Source organism: Bordetella sp. 2513F2, assembly GCF_054642735.1.
Map to the genome: position 1 here is coordinate 3,223,821 of NZ_CM137755.1, position 20,921 is coordinate 3,244,741.

Annotated in this window: 16 protein-coding genes; 4 read left to right on the plus strand and 12 right to left on the minus strand. The window is 68.3% G+C overall.

Annotation, left to right across the window (positions count from 1 at the left end):
* Positions 1-89: 89 nt before the first annotated feature.
* Positions 90-2,174, minus strand: coding sequence for a polyphosphate kinase 1 (gene ppk1 / locus ACYBYQ_RS15270; protein ID WP_459615119.1), 2,085 nt, complete (start codon positions 2,172-2,174; stop codon positions 90-92).
* 262 nt (positions 2,175-2,436) lie between these two features.
* Between ppk1 and ppx the strand changes: the two genes are divergently transcribed.
* Entirely contained in the window at positions 2,437-3,924 is a 1,488-nt protein-coding gene (gene ppx, locus ACYBYQ_RS15275; protein WP_459615121.1) for an exopolyphosphatase, read from the plus strand.
* 65 nt (positions 3,925-3,989) lie between these two features.
* Here the strand turns inward: ppx and ACYBYQ_RS15280 are convergent, their stop codons facing one another.
* The 5 genes from ACYBYQ_RS15280 to ACYBYQ_RS15300 all read right to left on the minus strand — a co-directional run bounded on the left by ACYBYQ_RS15280 (position 3,990) and on the right by ACYBYQ_RS15300 (position 9,861).
* Positions 3,990-4,781, minus strand: coding sequence for a GNAT family N-acetyltransferase (locus ACYBYQ_RS15280; protein ID WP_459615123.1), 792 nt, complete (start codon positions 4,779-4,781; stop codon positions 3,990-3,992).
* 179 nt (positions 4,782-4,960) lie between these two features.
* On the minus strand, positions 4,961-6,304 hold the full coding sequence (gene glmM / locus ACYBYQ_RS15285) for a phosphoglucosamine mutase (protein WP_459615124.1): 1,344 nt from the start codon (positions 6,302-6,304) through the stop codon (positions 4,961-4,963).
* The gene (gene folP, locus ACYBYQ_RS15290; RefSeq protein ID WP_459615125.1) at positions 6,301-7,143 is read right to left on the minus strand and encodes a dihydropteroate synthase; all 843 of its coding nucleotides are present in this window, start codon (positions 7,141-7,143) and stop codon (positions 6,301-6,303) included. The genes glmM and folP overlap by 4 nt, the downstream gene beginning before the upstream one ends.
* Positions 7,144-7,165: 22 nt before the next feature.
* A complete protein-coding gene (ftsH, locus tag ACYBYQ_RS15295) occupies positions 7,166-9,049 on the minus strand; it encodes an ATP-dependent zinc metalloprotease FtsH (RefSeq protein WP_459615127.1) in 1,884 nt (627 codons plus the stop codon).
* Between the two features lie 176 nt (positions 9,050-9,225).
* A complete protein-coding gene (locus ACYBYQ_RS15300) occupies positions 9,226-9,861 on the minus strand; it encodes an RlmE family RNA methyltransferase (RefSeq protein WP_459615128.1) in 636 nt (211 codons plus the stop codon).
* Positions 9,862-9,879: 18 nt separating this feature from the next.
* On the opposite strand from ACYBYQ_RS15300, the gene ACYBYQ_RS15305 reads away from it, so the two are divergent.
* Complete coding sequence (locus ACYBYQ_RS15305) at positions 9,880-10,476, plus strand: YhbY family RNA-binding protein (protein WP_459615129.1); 597 nt, start codon at positions 9,880-9,882, stop codon at positions 10,474-10,476.
* 96 nt (positions 10,477-10,572) lie between these two features.
* On the opposite strand, the gene greA is transcribed toward ACYBYQ_RS15305, so the two are convergent.
* Together greA and ACYBYQ_RS15315 are read right to left on the minus strand one after the other, a co-directional pair.
* A complete protein-coding gene (gene greA, locus ACYBYQ_RS15310) occupies positions 10,573-11,049 on the minus strand; it encodes a transcription elongation factor GreA (RefSeq protein ID WP_459615131.1) in 477 nt (158 codons plus the stop codon).
* A 314-nt stretch (positions 11,050-11,363) separates the two neighbouring features.
* Entirely contained in the window at positions 11,364-12,686 is a 1,323-nt protein-coding gene (locus ACYBYQ_RS15315; protein WP_459615133.1) for a solute carrier family 23 protein, read from the minus strand.
* 190 nt (positions 12,687-12,876) lie between these two features.
* On the opposite strand from ACYBYQ_RS15315, the gene ACYBYQ_RS15320 reads away from it, so the two are divergent.
* Positions 12,877-13,518 (plus strand): histidine phosphatase family protein, encoded by a 642-nt coding sequence (locus ACYBYQ_RS15320; RefSeq protein ID WP_459615135.1) that lies wholly within the window; start codon positions 12,877-12,879, stop codon positions 13,516-13,518.
* A 45-nt stretch (positions 13,519-13,563) separates the two neighbouring features.
* Here ACYBYQ_RS15320 and ACYBYQ_RS15325 read toward each other — a convergent pair whose 3' ends face one another.
* The 4 genes from ACYBYQ_RS15325 to carA form a co-directional block, all read right to left on the minus strand.
* Complete coding sequence (locus ACYBYQ_RS15325; RefSeq protein WP_459615136.1) at positions 13,564-14,328, minus strand: SDR family oxidoreductase; 765 nt, start codon at positions 14,326-14,328, stop codon at positions 13,564-13,566.
* A gap of 67 nt (positions 14,329-14,395) precedes the next feature.
* Positions 14,396-15,292, minus strand: coding sequence for a lipid A hydroxylase LpxO (lpxO, locus tag ACYBYQ_RS15330; protein ID WP_459615137.1), 897 nt, complete (start codon positions 15,290-15,292; stop codon positions 14,396-14,398).
* A gap of 52 nt (positions 15,293-15,344) precedes the next feature.
* On the minus strand, positions 15,345-18,587 hold the full coding sequence (gene carB / locus ACYBYQ_RS15335; protein ID WP_459615138.1) for a carbamoyl-phosphate synthase large subunit: 3,243 nt from the start codon (positions 18,585-18,587) through the stop codon (positions 15,345-15,347).
* A gap of 10 nt (positions 18,588-18,597) precedes the next feature.
* Positions 18,598-19,770 (minus strand): glutamine-hydrolyzing carbamoyl-phosphate synthase small subunit, encoded by a 1,173-nt coding sequence (gene carA / locus ACYBYQ_RS15340; RefSeq protein WP_459615140.1) that lies wholly within the window; start codon positions 19,768-19,770, stop codon positions 18,598-18,600.
* A gap of 173 nt (positions 19,771-19,943) precedes the next feature.
* On the opposite strand from carA, the gene tal reads away from it, so the two are divergent.
* Positions 19,944-20,894 (plus strand): transaldolase, encoded by a 951-nt coding sequence (tal, locus tag ACYBYQ_RS15345; protein WP_459615141.1) that lies wholly within the window; start codon positions 19,944-19,946, stop codon positions 20,892-20,894.
* Positions 20,895-20,921 lie beyond the last annotated feature (27 nt).

Sequence of the window (20,921 nt, forward strand, 5' to 3'; positions counted from 1 at the left end):
TGCTCGTTGAGGAATTCCGGCGGGTTTCTCAGCACCCGTCGCGGCCAACAAACGCATGTTAGAAGCCGAAAATGACAGGATAGTGACAGTCACATTCCGACGTGGCCCAGCCTCTGCATCAGGTAGTCGTGCACGTCGAAGGGGCCGCGGCGGTTGCGCACGCGGGCGTAGGTACCGTCCGGCTGCTGCTGCCAGGCGAGCTGGTTGTCGCGCAGGGCGTAGGTGAACGCCTCGTCGATCACGCGCTTCTTGAGCGCCTTGTCGGATATCGGGAATGCGATTTCCACCCGGCGGAAAAAATTGCGGTCCATCCAGTCGGCCGAGGACAGATAGACGGTTTCCTGGCCGTCTGCGTAGAAATAAAAGACGCGCGAGTGCTCCAGGAAGCGCCCCACGATGGAGCGCACGCGGATGTTCTCGGACAGGCCGGGCACGCCGGCGCGCAGCGCGCAGACCCCGCGCACGATGAGGTCGATCTTCACCCCGGCCTGGCTGGCCTCGTAGAGTTCCTGGATGACCTGCTCTTCGAGCAGCGAATTCATCTTGGCCATGATGCGGGCGCGGCGGCCCGCCCGGGCCGCGCGGATCTCGGCGCGGATCAGGCCGATCATGGTCTCGTGCAGGGTGAAGGGCGACTGCAGCAGGGCCTTGAGCTGGCGGCGCGCACCCAGGCCGGTGAGCTGGCCGAAGACCTTGTCCATGTCTTCGCAGAGCCTGGGGTCGGCCGTGAGGAGCCCGAAGTCGGTATAGAGCCGTGCCGTGCGGGGATGGTAGTTGCCGGTGCCGAGGTGGGCGTAGCGGCGCAGGCGCCCCTGCTCGCGGCGCAACACCAGCGCCATCTTGGCGTGCGTCTTGTGGGCCACCACGCCGTACACCACGTGGGCGCCGACTTCCTCGAGGCGCGCGGCCCACTGGATGTTGGTCTGCTCGTCGAAGCGGGCCATCAGCTCGACCACCACCGTGACCTCCTTGCCGGCGCGCGCCGCAGCCAGCAGGATCTCCATCAGCTCGGAATCCTCGCCGGTGCGGTAGATGGTCTGCTTGATGGCCATGACGTCCGGGTCCAGGGCCGCGGCCGTCAGGAAGTCGATGACCGGCTGGAACGACTGGTAGGGGTGGTGCAGCAGGCGGTCCTGCGCCGCGACGGCGGCGAACAGCTCGGCAGGCTTGTCGCCCACCTTGTCGAAGGGCGCCGGCACCACCGCGTGGTAAGGCGGGAACAGCAGGTCGGGCCGGGTATTGGTATTGCAGAGCTGCATCAGCCGGGAGAGGTTCACCGGGCCGCTGACGCGATAGGTGTCCTCGGCCGTGAGCGAGAACTCGCGCTGCAGGTAGGCTTCCAGGTCGGGCGGCGTGAGGCGGTCGATCTCCAGCCGCACTGCGGCGCCGAAGTTGCGCTGCGACAGCTCGCCCTGCAGGGCCAGCCGCAGGTTGGTGACTTCCTCCTCGTCGACGAAGAGATCGCTGTTGCGGGTGACCCGCCATTGGTAGCAGCCCAGCATCTCGAGCCCGGGAAACAGTTCTCCCACGAAGGCGCGCAGCAGCGAGGTGAGCAGGATGTAGCCGTCGGGATGGCCCGAGATCTCGGGCGGCATGCGCATCAGGCGCGGCAGCGCGCGCGGCGCCTGCACCACGGCGATGGAGGCCTGGCGGCCGAAGGCGTCGGAGCCGGACAGGGCCACGATGAAATTCAGGCTCTTGTTGTAGACCCGCGGGAAGGGATGCGCCGGGTCCAGCCCGATGGGCGTGAGCAGCGGCATGACCTCGCGCATGAAGACGTCGTAGGCCCACTGCTGCTGGGCCTCGTTCCATTCGGAAGCATGATGCAGCGCGATGCCCTCCTGCTGCAGCTGGGGCAGGATCTCGTTGTTGAGCAGCGCATACTGGCGCTCGACGAGCTGGTGCACCTTGGCCTGCACACGTTCGAAGGCCTCGCCCGGCAACAATCCGTCGGGCCCGGGCGTGGTCGGCGTGAGGCGCTGCTGCTCCTTCAGGCTGGAGATGCGGATCTCGAAGAACTCGTCCAGGTTGGCGCTGACGATGCAGACATAGCGCAGCCGCTCCAGCGCGGGCGTGCGCGGGTTTTCGGCCATCGCCAGGACGCGCTCGTTGAACTTGAGCAGAGACAACTCGCGATTGAGCAGCAACGGCTCGCTGGACGCTCTGGGGGGCATTGCCTGTTCCATGGACGAAACTCTTGTTTTTACTACAGCACAATGACATTTCCATGACGCAGGCGACGACCCCCGCAGGCCGCCCGCCCGCGCTCCCCTAAGCGTACGACAAATCCGGGACACATGACACGCGCCGAGGCCCGTACGGGCCGTCGACCGGCCGTGGCACGGCCGGCGGCTCCACGCTGCGCACGCGACTCTCCGGGCATGTCACGCCGGGGTCTCTATAATCCCGGGACCGATAGTCTTACCAAGGAGCCGCATGGACCATCTATTGGCCGCCGTGGACCTGGGGTCCAACAGTTTCCGTCTTTCGATCGGCCGGGTCGTCCAGGAAGACGCCAGCGCCCAGATCTACCCGATCGACAGCCTCAAGGAAACCGTGCGCCTGGCCGCCGGGCTGGGCCCCGACAAGCGCCTGAGCGACGAAGCAATCGAACGCGCCATCACGGTGCTCGAGCGCTTCGGCGAGAGGCTGCGCAGCTTCCACCCGAACCGCGTGCGCGCCGTGGCCACCAATACCTTCCGCGTGGCCCGCAACACCCAGGAGTTCCTGCCCCGCGCCGAAGCGGCGCTGGGCTTTCCGGTGGAAGTCATCGCCGGACGCGAGGAGGCGCGCCTGATCTACCTCGGCGTCGCGCACAGCCTGCCGCCCTCCCCCAACAAGCGCCTGGTGGTCGACATCGGCGGCGGCTCCACCGAGGTGATCATCGGCAAGGGCTTCGAGCCGGGGCTGATGTCTTCGCTGTACATGGGCTGCGTGAGCTACAGCCGCCAGTTCTTCGGCGACGGCTCGGTCGACGCCCACCAGATGAAGCAGGCCGAGCTGGCGGCACGCCGCGAGATCGAGGTGATCGCGAAGCAGTACCGCAAGGCGGGCTGGAAGGAAGCGTACGGCTCCTCAGGCACGGCCAAGGCGCTGTACGCCATCCTGCAGGAATGCGGCTTCTCCGACCGCGGCATCACCCGGGCCGGGATGAACAAGCTCAAGGAGCGCATCATCCGCTCGGGGCGCGTGATTCCCGAGGAATTGCCGGGCATCAAGCCGCACCGCACGGATGTGCTGGCCGGCGGGCTGGCCATCATGAGCGCCCTCTTCGACGAGCTCGGCATAGACGTGATGCACACCGGCGACGGCGCGCTGCGCCTGGGCGTGCTGTACGACCTGCTGGGCCGCGACGACGCGCACGACAAGCGCGACGAATCGGTGCGGCAGTTCATGAAGCGCTATCACGTCGACCCCAACCAGGCCCGGCGCGTGCGCCAGGCGGCGCTGGCCCTGTTCGACTCGATTGCGCAGCAGGGCGACGACCGCGTCGACATGCGCGCCGTGCTGGGCTGGGCGGCCGACCTGCACGAGACCGGCCTGTCGATCGCGCACAACACCTATCACAAGCACACGGCCTACGTGCTCGAGAACGCCGACATGCCGGGTTTCTCGCGCGATGACCAGCAGCTGATGGCGCTGCTGGCGCTGGCCCACCAGGGCAAGCTGACCAAGCTGGAATCGCTGGTGAAGCGGCGCAGCCTGTGGCTCGCCATCCTGTGCCTGCGGCTGGCCGTGCTGCTGTTCCGCCGCCGCGAAGACATCAACCCGCTGCCGCTGTCGCTGTCGGTGAAAGGCGATTCGATCGTGGTGCGGGTGAACGGCGCCTGGCTGCGCGAGCACCCGCTGAGCGATTTCACGCTGCGCGCCGAAGAATCAGAATGGCGCAAGGTCGGTTTCGCGTTCGAGCTGCTTGAGTACTAGCCTCACGGAACGCGTCATGCGCCGCATCAGCCGCACTCTGGCCCGGCGCAGCAGGCGGCGCATGGTCAGCGCTCCTGGCGGTCCAGGCCGAAATGCCGGCGATAACGTTCGTCCATGCCGTCCATCCGGAGCAGCACGGGGAAGTCGGCGGTATTGAAGTCCGGATCCCAGGCCGGCTCGCCGCAAACGCGGGCGCCGAGCTTGAGGTAGCCCTTGATGAGCGGCGGCACGCGCGCCGGCAGCGTGCTGTCCAGCCTCTCCACCGGATAACGGTGCAGCGGGGTCACGCGCGGCAAGGTCTGGTCTTCGAGGTGCCGCGACACATTGCGCCAGACCTCGGCCGCGGTCACGCCGTCGTCGCGCAGGCTGACGCTGGCGCAGCCCAGCACGTGGCGGTGGCCGCCGCGCCGCAGGTATTCCGCCAGCCCCGACCACAGCAGCATGATCACGGTGCCGTTGCGGTAGTCGGCGTGGGTGCACGAACGGCCCAGTTCCACGATCTCGTTGCGCAGTGCGCCCAGTCCGGAGAGATCGAACTCGGATTCGGAGTAGTACCCGCCGGCCCGCGCGGCGTTCTCGGGGGTAAGGATGCGATAGGTGCCCACGACGCGGCCGGTGGGCAGTTCGCGCACCATCAGGTGTTCGCACCAGGGATCGTAGCGATCCTGTTCGATGCCGTCGTGCGCGTCGGGGAAGACGGCGCCCATGTCTTCGGTGAAGACTTCGTAGCGCAGGCGCTGGATCTGCTCGACCTCTTCCGCGGTGCGCGCCAGCCCCACGACCAGGGCACAGGGCGCGGGCCCCGCCCACGTACGGGCTGGATCGGGAATGGTGTCGATGCGGGCTAGTTCGAGCATTGCACGAAACTCCTAAGTGTCCGGCAAGTTTGGACGCGCGTCATGACAGTCATCTGACTGATTTGTGACATGACTATGAAGTTTAGCCCGCCCGCTGATGCCCGGGCCCGGCCCGGCCGGGGCATGCCGTCACACTGTTGCAGGAACACCCGAACCGCGAGGCGCTCCGCCGCCGGATCTCAGGCCAGGGAGTCGGCCAGGCGCTGCGCGCAGGACGTGGCCAGGCCTTCGTCTTCGGCCTCGACCATGAGCCGCAGCTTGGGCTCGGTGCCGGACGCCCGGATCAGCACCCGGCCGCGGCCGGCCAGGTCGGCCTCCACGGCCTGCCGGGCGGCCGCGAGGCCCTCGTGGCGGGTCCAGTCGAGGCCCGGCGCCAGCGGCACGTTGATCATCTTCTGCGGATACATGCGCAGGTCGCCCACCCAGGCGGCCAGGGGCTGGCCGCCACGGCGCAGCGCGGTCAGCACCTGCAGCGCCGCGATGATGCCGTCGCCCGTGGTGTGGCAGTCTAGGCACAGCAGGTGGCCGGAGCTCTCGCCACCATAGAGCCAGCCGCGCGCAAGCATCTGCTCGAGCACGTAGCGGTCGCCCACGTTGGCACGCTCGAACGGGATGCCCAGTTGCTGCAGGCGGCGCTCGAAGCCGTAGTTGGTCATGAGCGTGCCCACCACGCCCTCGATCGGGCCGCGCTGCATGCGTTCGCGCACGATGGCGTAGAGCAGCTCGTCGCCGTCGTAGATGCGGCCTTCGCCGTCGACCATCTGCAGCCGGTCGGCGTCGCCGTCCAGCGCGATGCCGAGATCGGCGCCGCGGGCCCGCACCTCGCGCGCCAGGGATTCGGGATGCAGGGCGCCCACGCCCTCGTTGATGTTGAAGCCGTCGGGCGACACCCCGATGGCATGCACCTCCGCGCCCAGCTCGCGGAATACGTGCGGCGCCGTGTTGTAGGCGGCGCCGTGCGCGGCGTCGACCACCAGCCGCATGCCGTTCAGGTCGAGGTCGGAAGGGAAGGTGCTCTTGCAGAATTCGATGTAGCGGCCCTGGGCGTCGGGCATGCGCCGGGCGCGCCCCAGCTCGTCGGAACCCACGCAGCCCAGCGGCAGCTCGAGTTCGGCCTCGATCTCGGATTCGACTTCGTCGGGCAGCTTCATGCCCTGGGCCGAGAAGAACTTGATGCCGTTGTCCTGGTAGGGATTGTGCGAGGCGCTGATGACCACGCCGGCCACCAGGCGCAGCGCCCGCGTGAGGTAGGCCACCGCCGGCGTGGAAATGGGCCCGGCCAGCAGCACGTCGATGCCGGCGGCCGACAGGCCGGCTTCCAGGGCCGATTCCAGCATGTAGCCGGAAATGCGCGTGTCCTTGCCGATCACCACCTGCGGGCGGCCGCCGCCGCGGCTCGCCTGCTTGCGCGCCAGGACCTTGCCTGCGGCATAGCCCAGGTGCAATGCGAAGGCCGGATTGATGAGCGCTCCGCCCACTTCGCCCCGCACGCCGTCGGTGCCGAAATACTTGCGCTGGCTCATGTCGTTATGGCTCCTTGTTCTGCCGACTGCCACACTTTCAGGGCGTCCACCGTGGCCGCCACATCGTGCACGCGCACGATGGCGGCGCCGCGGGCCACGCAGGCCAGGGCACCGGCGATGCTGCCGGCCAGGCGTTCGCCCACGGGCCGCCCGGTGGCCGCGCCTATCATCGACTTGCGCGACAGCCCCACCAGCAGCGGCTGGCCGGACCCGGCCAGCCCGGGGAGCCCGCGCAGCAATTCATAGTTCTGGTCTGCGGTCTTGCCGAATCCGAAACCCGGATCGAGCGTGATGCGCCGCGGATCGACCCCCGCGGCGCCCAGGCGCTGCGTGCACTCGGCCAGGAAAGCGCCGACCTCGCCCAGCAGGTCGGTGTAGTGCGGCGCATCCTGCATGGTGCGGGGCTCGCCCTTCATGTGCATCACGCACAGGCCGCAGCGCGACTGCGCCACGGCTTCGACGGCGCCGGGCTGCCGGAACGCACGGATGTCGTTGATCATGTCGGCGCCGGCATCGAGCACGGCCCGCATGACCTCGGGCTTGAAGGTGTCGACGGACAGGGGCACGCCGGCTTGGCGCAGGCCTTCGACGACGGGCAGCAGGCGCTGCAGTTCGACGTCGGCCGGCACGGGCGGAGCGCCGGGGCGCGTGGACTCGCCGCCGAGGTCGAGGATGTGCGCGCCTTCGGCGACGAGCCTCAGGCCATGCGCGATGGCGGCGTCGGGCGCATCATGCGAACCGCCGTCGGAGAAGGAATCGGGCGTGACGTTGACGATGCCCATGACCAGCGGGCGTTCGAGACCAAGCTCGAAACGCCCGCATAGAAACGTAGAGGCCATGCGGGAACGGGGTGCGCGACGATCAGACGGCGGGAGCCGTGGTGCCGCCGGCCAGGCCCGAAGCAGGCGAGTCGGGCGTGTCGGAGGGACCCTGCGGCGTCTTGGGCGGACGCGGCGGACGGCCGTTCATGATGTCGTCGATCTGCTCGGCGTCGATGGTTTCCCATTCGAGCAGCGCCGCCGTCATGGCCTCGACCTTGTCGCGGTTCTCTTCCAGGATCTTGCGCGCCACGGCGTACTGCTCGTCGATGATGCGGCGGATCTCGGAATCGACCTTCTGCATCGTCGCCTCGGAGACGTGCGTGGTCTTGGTGACGCTGCGGCCCAGGAAGACCTCGCCTTCATTCTCGGCGTAGACCATGGGCCCCAGCTCTTCGGTCATGCCGTAGCGCGTGACGATGTCGCGGGCGATGGCCGTGGCGCGCTCGAAGTCGTTGGAGGCGCCGGTGGTCATCTGGTTCATGAAGATCTCTTCGGCGATGCGCCCGCCGAACAGCACCGCGATGGTGGACAACAGGCGCGTCTTGTCCATGCTGTAGCGGTCGTTCTCGGGGAGCTGCATGGTGACGCCCAGCGCCCGGCCGCGCGGGATGATGGTGACCTTGTGCACGGGATCCGTCTTGGGCATCATGCGCGCCACGATGGCATGGCCGGACTCGTGGTATGCCGTGTTCCTGCGCTCTTCTTCCGGCATGACGATGGACCGGCGCTCGGCACCCATGATGATCTTGTCCTTGGCCTTCTCGAAGTCGGACATGTCGACGGTGCGACCGTTGCGCCGCGCCGCGAACAGCGCCGCCTCGTTGACCAGGTTGGCCAGGTCGGCGCCGGAGAAGCCGGGGCAGCCGCGCGCCAGGATGGTGGCGTCGACGTTGGGCGACAGCGGCACCTTGCGCATGTGCACCTTGAGGATCTGCTCGCGGCCGCGGATGTCGGGCAGCGGCACCACGACCTGGCGGTCGAAGCGGCCCGGGCGCAGCAGCGCGGGATCCAGCACGTCGGGACGGTTGGTGGCGGCGATGACGATGACGCCCTGCCCCGACTCGAAGCCGTCCATCTCGACCAGCATCTGGTTCAGCGTCTGCTCGCGTTCGTCGTTGCCGCCGCCCAGGCCGGCGCCGCGCTGGCGGCCGACCGCGTCGATTTCATCGATGAAGATGATGCACGGGGCATGCTTCTTGGCGTTCTCGAACATGTCGCGCACGCGCGCCGCGCCCACGCCGACGAACATCTCGACGAAGTCGGAGCCCGAGATGCTGAAGAACGGCACCTTGGCCTCGCCGGCGATGGCCTTGGCCAGCAGCGTCTTGCCGGTGCCGGGCGAGCCCACCATCAGCACGCCGCGCGGGATGCGGCCGCCGAGCTTCTGGAACTTGCTGGGGTCGCGCAGGAAGTCGACGAGCTCCTGCACGTCTTCCTTGGCTTCGTCGCACCCTGCCACATCGGCGAAGGTGATCTGGTTGGTGTTCTCGTCGAGCATGCGCGCGCGCGACTTGCCGAAGCTGAACGCGCCGCCGCGCCCGCCGCCCTGCATCTGCCTCATGAAGAAGATCCAGACGCCGATGAGCAGCAGCATCGGGAACCACGACACGAAGATGCTCATGAGCAGCGACGGCTCTTCGCGGGCCTTGCCCGATACCTGCACGCCATACTTGAGCAGGTCGGACACCATCCAGAGGTCGCCCGGCGACGTGAGCGTGTAGGGACGTCCGGCGTCGGGCGTGACATAGAGCACGTCGCCCTGCACGTCGACCTTGCGTATGCGACCGGCCTTGGCGTCGTCCATGAACTGGGTATAGGTGACGCCGTCCTGGGTCTGGGCACGGCCGTCGAACTGCTTGAATACCGTGAACAGCACCAGGGCGATCACCATCCAGACCGCGACTTTAGAAAACGAATTGTTCAAGGTCGATCTCCTGCTTTCGATTCCGACCGATGGCCGTGCACCACGCTTTGCGGGCGCGGCCGATTGTAGATGAACCCATTCTACCCTGTCGGCGCCGATTGCGTTTTCGCGCGCAGGCAGGGCCCGGGAACGGGCGTATATGGTTACAAACCGGGCTGCAAGCCGCGCTGCAGCCCCTATTGCTTGAGGTTGCGCGCAACCAGAAAAGTTTCCGAGGATTTGTCGCGGGAGGCCTTGGGCTTGCGCTCCACGACCCGGCGGAAACGCTGCTTGAAGGATTCGACGATCTGCGAGAAACCGCTGCCGTGGAAAGCCTTGACGATCAGGGCTCCGTCGGGCTTGAGGTGGTTGCAGGCGAATTCCATGGCCAGCTCGCACACGTGCTGGATGCGCGCCGAATCCGCCACGCCCACCCCCGACAGATTGGGGGCCATGTCGGAAATTACAAGGTCCACGGCCTGACTGCCCACCCGCTCTTCCAGCTGGCGCAGCACCTCGTCGTCGCGGAAGTCGCCCTGGATGAACTCCACGCCCGCCACGGGTTCCATGGGCAGCAGGTCCAGCGCGATGATGCGCCCGTCCACCGCCCCGCCTGGGCCCGCCAGGCGTTCGCGCACCACCTGCGACCAGCTGCCCGGCGCCGAGCCGAGGTCGACCACGACGTCGCCCCGGCGCAACAGTTTCTCGGTGTCCAGTATCTCGATCAGCTTGAACGCCGCGCGTGCCCGGTAACCCTTCTGCTGGGCCAGCTTCACGTAGGGATCGTTGATATGCTGGTGTATCCAGTCTTTGGAGAATTTATTCTTGGCCATTACCGTACAATTCCACGCATGCCTATATTAGAACTTACCTCTCGCGAACGCAGCGACATGCGGGCTGCGGCGCATCCCTTGCGGCCGGTGGTGCTCATCGGCGACAACGGGCTCACGCCCGCCGTGCTCAAGGAAATCGATCGCGCCCTCACGGCGCACGGCCTGATCAAGGTCAAGGTGGCCGGCGAAGACCGCGATGCGCGCGACGCGATGCTCGCCGAGATCACCGACGCCCTCTCCTGCGCGCCGGTGCACCACCTCGGCAAGACCCTGATCCTGTACCGGCCCCAGCCCGGGCAGCAGGCCGCATCCGCCGAAGCCGCGCCGGGGCGGCGCAAGCCCTCGGAACCCTACACGCCCAAGAAAATGGCCGCCGAAGGCAAGCGCCTGGGCAAGACCCGTGCGCCGCGCAAGACTGCCAGCGAGCCGGCCGAGCCCGCCGTTCCGGCCCGCGGCGCCCTGCAGGGCGAACGCCCGCCCCGCCCCAGCACGCGCAAGCCGGCTGCCGGCGCCCACGGCATACCGCGCCGCGCAGGCAGCGCGCTCAGCCTGCGCGCCGGCGCACGCCGCGCCCCGGGCGCCGCCCGCAAGTCGGTGAGGTCGTTCAAGAAATAACGGCAGGCAAGCCGCCGCTTGCCGCGCCTCGCGCACCGGCGCAGGTCGCGCCGGGCGGAGCCGGCGGCAAGGGCTGCGCCGGCCCGCCGCGCCGCTTCAGACGTAGCGCACGTCGATCACTTCGTATTCACGCACGCCCGACGGGGCCTTGACCTCCACCACGTCGCCGGCGGACTTGCCGATCAGCGCACGGGCCACCGGGCTGGACACCGAAATCAGGTTGGACTTGATGTCTGCCTCGACGTCGCCGACGATCTGGTACGTGACGCGCTCGCCCGACTCCAGGTCTTCGATCTCGACCGTGGCGCCGAACACGGCGCGCCCGTCGGTGTCGAGCTCGGCAGGATCGATGATGTGGGCATTGGACAGGGTGCCCTCGAGCTCGGCGATGCGGCCCTCGATGAAGCCCTGGCGCTCGCGCGCGGCGTCGTATTCGGCGTTTTCCGACAGATCGCCCTGCGAGCGCGCCTCGGCTATGGCGTTGATCACCGCGGGGCGTTCGATGGTCTTGAGCCGGTGGAGCTCTTGTTGCAAGCGCTCGGCCCCGCGCACGGTCAGAGGAATGGCAGACATGTCGTTTCCCAAACAAAAAGTAGAAAACGCCCCCGAAGGAGCGTTTCGGTGAAGGTCGAGGCTGGCTATCCGGCTGCCGCGCAACGGCAGGCAGCCCGGACGAGAGCCCAAAGGCGCAGCGCCGCGGCCGGCTGGCTCGCGGGCATGGTGTCTCCTCTGGGGATCGCGGGCCGTATTGGGGCACATCTGCCGGAAAGCAGACCGTCGACCAAAACAAAACCCCGGCTCGGGTCGGAACCGGGGCAATCAGGTGATATTGTGGTCAAAACCGGGCGCAATTGCAAGCCGCCCGCCCCCTCCGCCGAGGCCGCCGTTCAGCCGGCCCGGCGGCGGCGCCCGCCCAGCAGCAGGTGCAGCAGGATCGCGCCGAAGGTGGCCGTGCCGATGCCACCCAGCGTGAAGCCGCCGAGCTTCAGGGTGAAGTCGCCGGCGCCCAGCACCAGGGTGACGGCCGCCACGATGAGGTTGCAGTTGTCGCTGAAGTCCACCCGGTTGACGACCCAGATGCGCGCGCCCGCGATGGCGATCAGGCCGAACACCACGATGGACATCCCGCCCAGCACCGGGCCGGGTATGGTCTGGATCAGCGCGCCGAATTTGGGCGAGAAGCCCAGCACGATGGCGATCAGGGCGGCGACCACGAATACCAGGGTGGAATAGATGCGCGTGACCGCCATCACCCCGATGTTCTCGGCGTAGGTGGTGACGCCGGTGCCGCCCACGGCGCCCGACACCATGGTGGCCACGCCGTCGCCCACGAAGGCGCGGCCCAGGTAGACGTCGAGGTTGCGGCCCGTCATGGCGCTCACCGCCTTCACGTGGCCCAGGTTTTCCGCCACCAGGATGATGGCCACCGGCACGATCAGGCCCATGGCGTCGGCGCGGAACACCGGCGCGGAGAAGCTGGGCAGGCCCAGCCAGGCCGCAGCCGCCACGCCGGAGAAATCGATGGGCTTGCCCAGCCCCAGCCCGTTGGCGCATAGGGCGTACACCGCGCAGGCCAGCAGCAGGCCCACCAGGATCAGCAGGCGCTGGGTCATGCCGCGCGTGTATACGGCAATGCCGCCCACGCACAGGATGGTGACGATGGCCATGGCGGCGTCGAAGCCGCCCGCGCCCATGGCGCTCCTGGCGGCGATGGGCGCCAGGTTCAGGCCTATCACTGCCACGACCGCGCCGGTTACCACGGGCGGCATCAGCGCCTCGATCCAGTCGGCCCCGCCGCCCGAGCGTGCGCCTGCCACCCAGACCACCAGCCCGATCGCCGTATAGGCCAGGCCGCAGGCGATGATGGCCCCCAGCGCGGCGCCGATGTCGGGATTGGGCCCGGAGCCCGCATACCCGGTGACGGCCACCACCCCGCCGATGAAGGCGAAGCTGGACCCCAGGTAGCTCGGTACCCGCCCGCCCACGAACAGGAAGAAGATCAGCGTGCCGACCCCGGACATCAGGATGGCGACGTTCGGGTCGAAGCCCATCAGCAACGGGGCCAGCACGGTGGCGCCGAACATGGCGACCACGTGCTGCGCTCCCATGGCGATGTTCTTGGGCCACGACAGGCGCTCGTCGGGCGCGATCACGGCGCTGGGCGCCGCGTCGTCGGCCAGCCGCCAACGCGGGAAATAGGAGTCGGACATGGATCCCCCTGCAGGTTTGGATGAGTTGTGCACGGCTTCGAGCCGGCGCAAGTGTAATGGGCGCGCCAAGCCGCGGGCAACCACGGCGCCGGCCTGCCGGCATGGCGGTCAGCGCGCCTGCGTCCATCCCCTATCATTCGGGGTACCCGGCCCCCCGTGCTTCCGGCCGCCAACCTCGACTCGACTTGCCATGACTGAAATCTGGTTCATCCGCCACGGAGAAACCGACTGGAACCGCCAGCGCCGCCTGCAGGGCTGGCAGGACACCCCGCTGAACGCCACGGGGCGCGAACAGGCGCGATGGCTGGCCGAAAGGCTGCGGGCCGATGCCGCCGGCACGCCCTTCGCCGCGCTCTACAGCAGCGACCTGCAGCGCGCGCATGCCACCGCCGCGCCGGTGGCGCAGGCCCTGGGCCTGCCGGTGCGTGTGGAGGCCGGCATCCGCGAGCGCGGCTTCGGCGTGCTCGAGGGCCTGGAGATGGAACGGCTCGACGAACTGGCGCCGCAGGCGGCGGCCGCCTGGAAAAGCCGCGATCCGCTGCGCCTGCTGGAGGGCGGCGAGAGCCTGGGGCAATTCCATGCGCGGGTGGTGGCAGCCATGGAAGCGCTGGGGCGGCGCCATCCCGGCGAGCGCGTGCTGGCCTTCACGCACGGCGGCGTGCTGGACATCGTGTGGCGGCATGCCAGCGGGGTGCCGCTGCATGCCCCGCGCCAGGCCGCCCTGCTCAACGTGAGCATCAACCGGATCGGCCGCCAGGGCGAGGGCTGGCAGGTGCTGCAATGGGGCGACGTGGCCCACACGGAACGCGCGGCGCGCGACGATATCGTCTAGGGGGCCGGCACGCCCCTCGAGCCTGCCGCCCGGCACCCGGCGCAGCTAGGAACGCCGCGGCTTGCGCGGCGCGTTGCGCGCGAGCCGGTCGTACAGGGCGTCGGGCAGGGCCCGCATCAGCCGGGCCACCACGCCCATCTGCCACGGGATCACGGCATACGACACGCCGCGGTCGATGGCGGCCTGGGCGCGCAGCGCGAAGGCGTCGGCGTCCATCAGGAACGGCATGCGGTACGGATTGTGCTGCGTCATGGGCGTGCGGATGTAGCCCGGCGCCAGCGTCACCACGCGCACGCCGCCGGGCGCGAGCTCCAGGCGCAGGCTCTCGCAATAATTGATGACCGCGGCCTTGGAGGCGCTGTAGGCGCCCGCGCCCGGCAGGCCGCGTATGCCCGCCACGCTGGCGATGCCCACCAGCCGCCCGCCGCCGGCGGCCCGCATCGGCTCGATGAAGGGCTCGAAGGTGGATACCGTGGCCAGCAGGTTGGTCTGCACGATGGCCTCGAAGACGGCGTGGTCCTGCATGCATTCGGTGAGCGTGCCGGCGCTGATGCCCGCGCTGGCCACGACCACGTCGACCTTGCCGCCGCAGTGGGCGAGGAAGTCCGCCGCGGCCGCATGCAGCGCGCCGCGCTCGCGCACGTCGACCGGGTAGCAATGATGGCGGCCGGGCAGCGCGGCGGCCAGGGATTCCAGGGCTTCCCCGCGGCGCGCCAGCAGGCCCAGCGTGGCGCCGCGCGCCGCATAGCGCAGCGCCAGCGCGCGCCCCAGCCCGCTGCTGGCGCCGGTGATGAAGACGTTCTGTGTCATGCCGGCCTTTGCGTGATGGCGTCCGGACGCCCGTGCGGGCGGACGGCGCGCCCTGCCCGGACGCGCCCTACAGGAAGATGAGCGCCAGTATGCCCAGTACCAGGGCCCACTTCAACGTGTAGTACAGGGGCTTGCTGCGTTTCTTGATGCCCTTGCCGAAGCGGCGCACGGCATAGACCGCCCCGAAGATGCGGTTGATGCCGCCGGTGCGGTCGCCCTCCTGGTTGGGCGATGCGGCCGCGCGCAGCAGCACGTTGGCGAAGAAGCGATTCACCGCCTGCGCCCAGCGGTACTTCATGGGCCGCTCGATGTCGGCGAACAGGATGATCCGGTTCTGGTCGGTGCGGTTCTCGGCGAAGTGGATGAACGTCTCGTCGAACACCACCGCCTCGCCGTCGCGCCAGAAGTAGCTCTGGCCGTCGACGTTGATGTAGCAGTCGGGGCTGTTGGGCGTGATCAGGCCCAGGTGGAAGCGCAGCGAGCCCGCGTAAGGATCGCGGTGGCGCGGCAGCTTGCTGCCCGGCGGCAGCGCCGCGAACATGGCCGCCTTGATGCCCGGGATGCCGGCGAGCAGCCCGGTGGTGACCGGACACAGCGCACGCGCGGAGGGATGGTCGGTGTCGTACCACTTCAGGTAGAAGCGCTTCCAGCCGCTCTTGAAGAACGAGTTGAAGCCCGCGTCGTTGTAGGTGCTGGAAGACTTGATGTGGCCGTCGCCGAACAGCTGCTCGGCCTCCGCGCGGATGTCCTGCCAGCGCGCCATCAGCGGCGCGAGCTGGGGGAACGCTTCCAGGTCGATGTACGGCTTGTTGGGCACGCGCGAGAACGCGTACATGAACACGTTGACCGGCGCCGTGAAGGTGGAGTGGTCCAGCACCTGCCGGGAGAATCGGTGCCTCACCCTGCCGCGGTAATGCACCACGGTTGCCGTGATGACGAACAAGGACAGAACGAACCACTTCATGGGACCACGCCTTCCGGTCAGGCGCGGCCCTCACCGCGCCTGGTGCCCGGTCTTATTGCTGTGCCAATGCCCCATGCAGCTCCTGCAGCGGGTAGACCTGGAGCCCCAGGCCCTGGCGCAGGTACTGCATGCCCTCGACCGCGGCGCGCGCGCCGGCGATCGTCGTGAAGAACGTGACGCGGTTGCCCAGCGCCTGCGTGCGGATGGTGCGCGAATCGGCGATGGCGTTGCGGCGCTCTTCGACCGTGTTGATCACGAGCGAGATCTCGCCGTTCTTGACCATGTCGACGATGTGCGGCCGGCCTTCCGTGACCTTGTTGACGACCTGCACCGGGATGCCGGCGGCTTCGATCTCCGCCGCGGTGCCCCGGGTGGCGACCAGCTTGAAGCCCAGCTCGTGCAGGCCGCGCGCCACGGCCACGGCACGCGGCTTGTCCTGGTTCTTGACGCTGATGAAGGCCGTGCCGGATTCCGGCAGGCGCACGCCGGCGGCGAGCTGCGACTTGACGAAGGCCTCGCCGAAGCTCGTGCCCACGCCCATGACCTCGCCGGTGGACTTCATCTCGGGGCCGAGGATGGTGTCCACGCCCGGGAATTTCACGAACGGGAACACGGCTTCCTTGACCGAGAAGTACGGCGGCACGATCTCGCGCGTGATGCCCTGCTGCGCCAGCGTGCGGCCGGCCATGGCGCGCGCGGCGATCTTGGCCAGCTGCAGGCCGGTGGCCTTGGACACGTAGGGAACGGTGCGGGAAGCGCGCGGGTTGACCTCGAGCACGTAGACGTCGCCGCCCTGGATGGCGAACTGCACGTTCATCAGGCCGCTGACGTTCAGGGCCTTGGCCATGACGCTGGTCTGGCGCTTGATCTCGGCGATGACCTCGTCGGAAAGCGAGTACGGCGGCAGGCTGCAGGCGGAGTCGCCGGAGTGCACGCCGGCCTGCTCGATGTGCTCCATCACGCCGCCGATGAAGACGGTTTCGCCGTCGGCCAGGCAGTCGACGTCGACTTCGGTGGCATCGTTCAGGAAGCGGTCGAGCAGCACCGGCGAATCATTGCTGACCTTCACGGCCTCGCGCATGTAGCGTTCGAGGTCCTGCTGCTCGTGCACGATCTCCATGGCGCGGCCGCCCAGCACGTAGCTGGGGCGCACCACCAGCGGGTAGCCGATGTCGGCCGCGTGCGCCAGGGCCTCGGCCTCGGTGCGCGCGGTGCGGTTGGGCGGCTGGCGCAGGCCCAGCTTGTTGAGCAGTTTCTGGAAGCGCTCGCGGTCTTCGGCGATGTCGATGGACTCGGGGCTGGTGCCGATGATGGGCACGCCGTTGGCCTCCAGGGCACGGGCCAGCTTGAGCGGCGTCTGGCCGCCGTACTGCACGATCATGCCGACCGGGTTTTCCTTGTGCACGATCTCGAGCACGTCCTCGAGCGTGAGCGGCTCGAAGTACAGGCGATCGGAGGTGTCGTAGTCGGTGGACACGGTTTCCGGGTTGCAGTTGACCATGATGGTCTCGTACCCGTCTTCGCGCAGCGCCAGCGCAGCATGCACGCAGCAGTAGTCGAACTCGATGCCCTGGCCGATGCGGTTGGGCCCGCCGCCCAGCACGATGATCTTCTTGCGGTCGGAGGGCTGCGCCTCGCACTCTTCCTCGTAGGTGGAGTACATGTAGGCGGTGCGCGTGGCGAACTCGGCCGCGCAGGTGTCGACCCGCTTGTACACGGGGCGCACGTTGAGCTGGTGGCGCAGCTTGCGCACCTCGGACTCGGAGGAGTCCAGCAGGAAGGCCAGGCGGCGGTCGGAGAAGCCGCGGCGCTTGAGCTCCCAGAGCGTGGCGTGGTCGAGGTCGGCCAGCGTCTTCTGTTCGAGCGCGAGCTCGATGTCGACGATTTCCTTGATCTGCGCCAGGAACCACGGATCGATGCGGGTGAGGTTGTGCACTTCCTCGAGCGTGAAGCCCTGGGCGAAGGCGTCGCCCACGTACCAGATGCGCTCGGGGCCGGGCTCGCCCAGCTCGACCTGCAGCTTCTCGCGGTCGGTGGTCTTCTGGTTGAGGCCGTCCACGCCCACCTCGAGGCCGCGCAGGGCCTTCTGGAACGACTCCTGGAAGGTGCGGCCGATGGCCATGACCTCGCCCACGGACTTCATCTGCGTGGTGAGGCGGGCGTCGGCCTGCGGGAATTTCTCGAAGGCGAAACGCGGCACCTTGGTGACCACGTAGTCGATGGTGGGCTCGAAGGAGGCCGGCGTGGCGCCGCCGGTGATCTCGTTCTTGAGCTCGTCGAGCGTATAGCCCACGGCCAGGCGCGCGGCCACCTTGGCGATGGGGAAGCCCGTGGCCTTGGAAGCCAGCGCCGAGGAGCGCGACACCCGCGGGTTCATCTCGATGACGATCATGCGGCCGTTCTGCGGGTTCACGGCGAACTGCACGTTGGAGCCGCCCGTGTCCACGCCGATCTCGCGCAGCACCGCGATGGAGGCGTTGCGCATGATCTGGTATTCCTTGTCGGTCAGCGTCTGGGCCGGCGCGACAGTGATGGAATCGCCGGTGTGCACGCCCATCGGATCCAGGTTCTCGATGGAGCACACGATGATGCAGTTGTCCGCCTTGTCGCGGACCACTTCCATCTCGAATTCCTTCCAGCCCAGCAGCGACTCCTCGATCAGCAGCTCGCTGGTGGGCGAGGCTTCCAGGCCGCGGCGGCAGATGGTCTCGAACTCTTCGGCGTTGTAGGCGATGCCCCCGCCGGAACCGCCCATGGTGAAGCTGGGGCGGATGACCACCGGGAAACCGGAGGTGCCGGCCTCGGCCGCGATGCGGCGCTGCACCTCCCAGGCCTCGTCCATGCTGTGGGCCACGCCCGACTTGGCCGACTCCAGGCCGATGTCGGTCATGGCCTGCTTGAACTTCTGGCGGTCCTCGGCCTTTTCGATGGCCTGCTCGTTGGCGCCGATGAGCTCGACGCCGTGCTTGGCCAGCACGCCCTGGTGGGCGAGGTCGAGCGCGCAGTTGAGCGCCGTCTGGCCGCCCATGGTGGGCAGCAGCGCATCGGGCTTCTCGCGCTCGATGATCTTCTCGACGGCCTGCCAGGTGATGGGTTCGATGTAGGTGACGTCGGCCGTTTCCGGGTCCGTCATGATGGTGGCGGGGTTGCTGTTGACCAGGATGGTGCGGTAACCCTCGGCCTTGAGCGCCTTGCACGCCTGCGCGCCGGAATAGTCGAACTCGCAGGCCTGCCCGATGATGATGGGGCCGGCGCCGATGATCAGGATGCTCTTTATGTCTGTACGCTTGGGCATGGTGGAATCTTTATTTCTGGCCGGCCATCTGGCTGATGAACTTGTCGAACAGCACGATGATGTCGTGCGGGCCGGGGCTGGCTTCCGGGTGGCCCTGGAAGCAGAAGGCCGGACGGTCGGTCAGTTCGAAGCCCTGCAGCGTGCCGTCGAACAGCGAGACGTGCGTGACGCGGGCGTTGGCCGGCAGCGTGGCGGCGTCGACGGCGAAGCCGTGGTTCTGGCTGGTGATGAACACCCGCTTGCTCTGGACGTCCTGCACAGGGTGGTTGGCGCCATGGTGGCCGGTCTTCATCTTGACCGTCTTGCCGCCCACGGCCAGGCCCATGATCTGGTGACCCAGGCAGATGCCGAAGGTGGGCAGCTTGCGCTCGAGGAACACGCGGGTGGCGGCCACGGCGTAGTCGCAGGGCTCGGGATCGCCCGGGCCGTTGGCCAGGAACACGCCGTCGGGGTTCAGGGCAAGCACCTCGTCGGCCGGCGTCTGGGCCGGCACCAGGGTGATGCGGCAGCCGCGGTCGGCCATCAGGCGCAGGATGTTGCGCTTCACGCCGAAGTCGTAGGCCACCACGTGGAACCGGTCTTGTGCGGGGCTGGCGTAGCCGCGGCCCAGTTGCCAGGTTCCCTGTTCCCAAGCCTGGGTCTGCGTGATGCTGACGTCCTTGGCGAGGTCCTGCCCCGACATGCCGGGAAAGCCGCGCGCCAGCTCCACGGCGCGGGCGGCGTCGTCGCCCACGAAGATGCACGCGCCCTGCGCGCCCTGGTCGCGCAGGATGCGGGTAAGCTTGCGGGTGTCGATGCCGGCGATGGCGACCACGCCCTCGTCGGCCAGGTACTGCGGCAGCGAGCGCGTGGCGCGGAAATTCGAGACGCGGGCGGGGCAGTCGCGGACCACCAGGCCGGCTGCGTACACACGAGCTGCCTCGACGTCTTCGTCATTGACGCCGGTGTTGCCGATGTGAGGATAGGTCAACGTGACGATCTGCCCGCTGTAGCTGGGATCCGTCAGGATTTCCTGGTAGCCGGTCATGGCGGTGTTGAACACCACCTCTGCCACGGTGTAGCCAGGCGCGCCTATCGATACGCCCCGGAAAATGGTACCGTCCGCCAAGGCCAGAATTGCAGGAGGGAAGCGGTTTGCTCCCTCGGGAAAGAGTTGCGGCAGCACAGTAAACCCCGGTTTCATAATCGATAATCAAACCTTAGGATTATACCCCGGATGCGGGTTTTTCCCGGGAAGCCCCGTCCTGCAAGGCTCTGCAGCCGGCCGGCCGCCGATACACCGCGTTAATGCGTCCCCTATTGATGCGGTGATACGCTAGGCGTTCGTGCATCGATTACCGAGGACCTGCAACCGCCATGCCCAGTCAACTCGAGGCTTTGCGCCGCCATACCACCGTGGTCGCCGACACCGGCGATTTCGAGGCCATGCGCCAGCTGCGCCCCACCGACGCCACGACCAACCCCTCGCTCATCCTGAAGGCCGTGCAGAAGGAGGCCTACCGTCCGCTGCTCGAGCACGTGGTGCGCGATCACCGCGCCGCCGGCACGGCCGAACTCACCGACCGCCTGCTGGTTGCGTTCGGCCGGCAGATCCTCGAGGTGGTGCCGGGCCGGGTCTCCACCGAGGTCGACGCGCGCCTGTCGTTCGACACGCGCGCCACGCTGGAGCGCGCCCGCGGCCTGGTGGCGCTGTACGAGCGCGCCGGCGTGCCGCGCGAGCGCGTGCTGATCAAGATCGCGTCCACCTGGGAGGGCATCCAGGCCGCCCGGGTGCTGCAGGCCGAGGGCATACGCTGCAATCTCACCCTGCTGTTCTCGCTGGCTCAGGCCGCGGCCTGCGCCGATGCCGGCGTGCAGCTGATCTCCCCTTTCGTGGGCCGCATCTACGATTGGCACAAGAAGGCAGCGGGCAGCGGCTGGGACGAGGCCGCCCATGCCGGCGAAGCCGATCCCGGCGTGCGTTCGGTGGCCACCATCTACCGCTACTACAAGGCGCACGGCATCGCCACCGAGGTGATGGGCGCGAGCTTCCGCAACGTGGGCCAGGTGCTGGCGCTGGCGGGCTGCGACCTGCTCACCATCAGCCCGGAACTGCTCACCGCGCTGGCCGGAACCGAGGGAGAGGTGCCGCGCCGGCTGCAGGCCGACGATGCCGCGCCCGCCCCGGCACGGGTGCCCACCGACGAGGTGTCGTTCCGCACCCTGCTGAACGCCGACGCGATGGCCACCGAGAAGCTGGCCGAAGGCATCCGCCAGTTCGTCGCCGATGCCGAAAAGCTCGACGGCCTGATCGAGGCGGCGCGCTGAGCACGCCGCGGCGGCGGGAGCCCCGGC

Coding starts and splice junctions, on each gene's coding strand:
- ppk1 (WP_459615119.1), bottom strand. CDS start 2,174: ATGCCCCCCAGAGCGTCCAGCGAGCCGTTGCTGCTCAATCGCGAGTTG.
- ppx (WP_459615121.1), top strand. CDS start 2,437: ATGGACCATCTATTGGCCGCCGTGGACCTGGGGTCCAACAGTTTCCGT.
- ACYBYQ_RS15280 (WP_459615123.1), bottom strand. CDS start 4,781: ATGCTCGAACTAGCCCGCATCGACACCATTCCCGATCCAGCCCGTACG.
- glmM (WP_459615124.1), bottom strand. CDS start 6,304: ATGAGCCAGCGCAAGTATTTCGGCACCGACGGCGTGCGGGGCGAAGTG.
- folP (WP_459615125.1), bottom strand. CDS start 7,143: ATGGCCTCTACGTTTCTATGCGGGCGTTTCGAGCTTGGTCTCGAACGC.
- ACYBYQ_RS15300 (WP_459615128.1), bottom strand. CDS start 9,861: ATGGCCAAGAATAAATTCTCCAAAGACTGGATACACCAGCATATCAAC.
- ACYBYQ_RS15305 (WP_459615129.1), top strand. CDS start 9,880: ATGCCTATATTAGAACTTACCTCTCGCGAACGCAGCGACATGCGGGCT.
- greA (WP_459615131.1), bottom strand. CDS start 11,049: ATGTCTGCCATTCCTCTGACCGTGCGCGGGGCCGAGCGCTTGCAACAA.
- ACYBYQ_RS15315 (WP_459615133.1), bottom strand. CDS start 12,686: ATGTCCGACTCCTATTTCCCGCGTTGGCGGCTGGCCGACGACGCGGCG.
- ACYBYQ_RS15320 (WP_459615135.1), top strand. CDS start 12,877: ATGACTGAAATCTGGTTCATCCGCCACGGAGAAACCGACTGGAACCGC.
- ACYBYQ_RS15325 (WP_459615136.1), bottom strand. CDS start 14,328: ATGACACAGAACGTCTTCATCACCGGCGCCAGCAGCGGGCTGGGGCGC.
- lpxO (WP_459615137.1), bottom strand. CDS start 15,292: ATGAAGTGGTTCGTTCTGTCCTTGTTCGTCATCACGGCAACCGTGGTG.
- carB (WP_459615138.1), bottom strand. CDS start 18,587: ATGCCCAAGCGTACAGACATAAAGAGCATCCTGATCATCGGCGCCGGC.
- carA (WP_459615140.1), bottom strand. CDS start 19,770: ATGAAACCGGGGTTTACTGTGCTGCCGCAACTCTTTCCCGAGGGAGCA.
- tal (WP_459615141.1), top strand. CDS start 19,944: ATGCCCAGTCAACTCGAGGCTTTGCGCCGCCATACCACCGTGGTCGCC.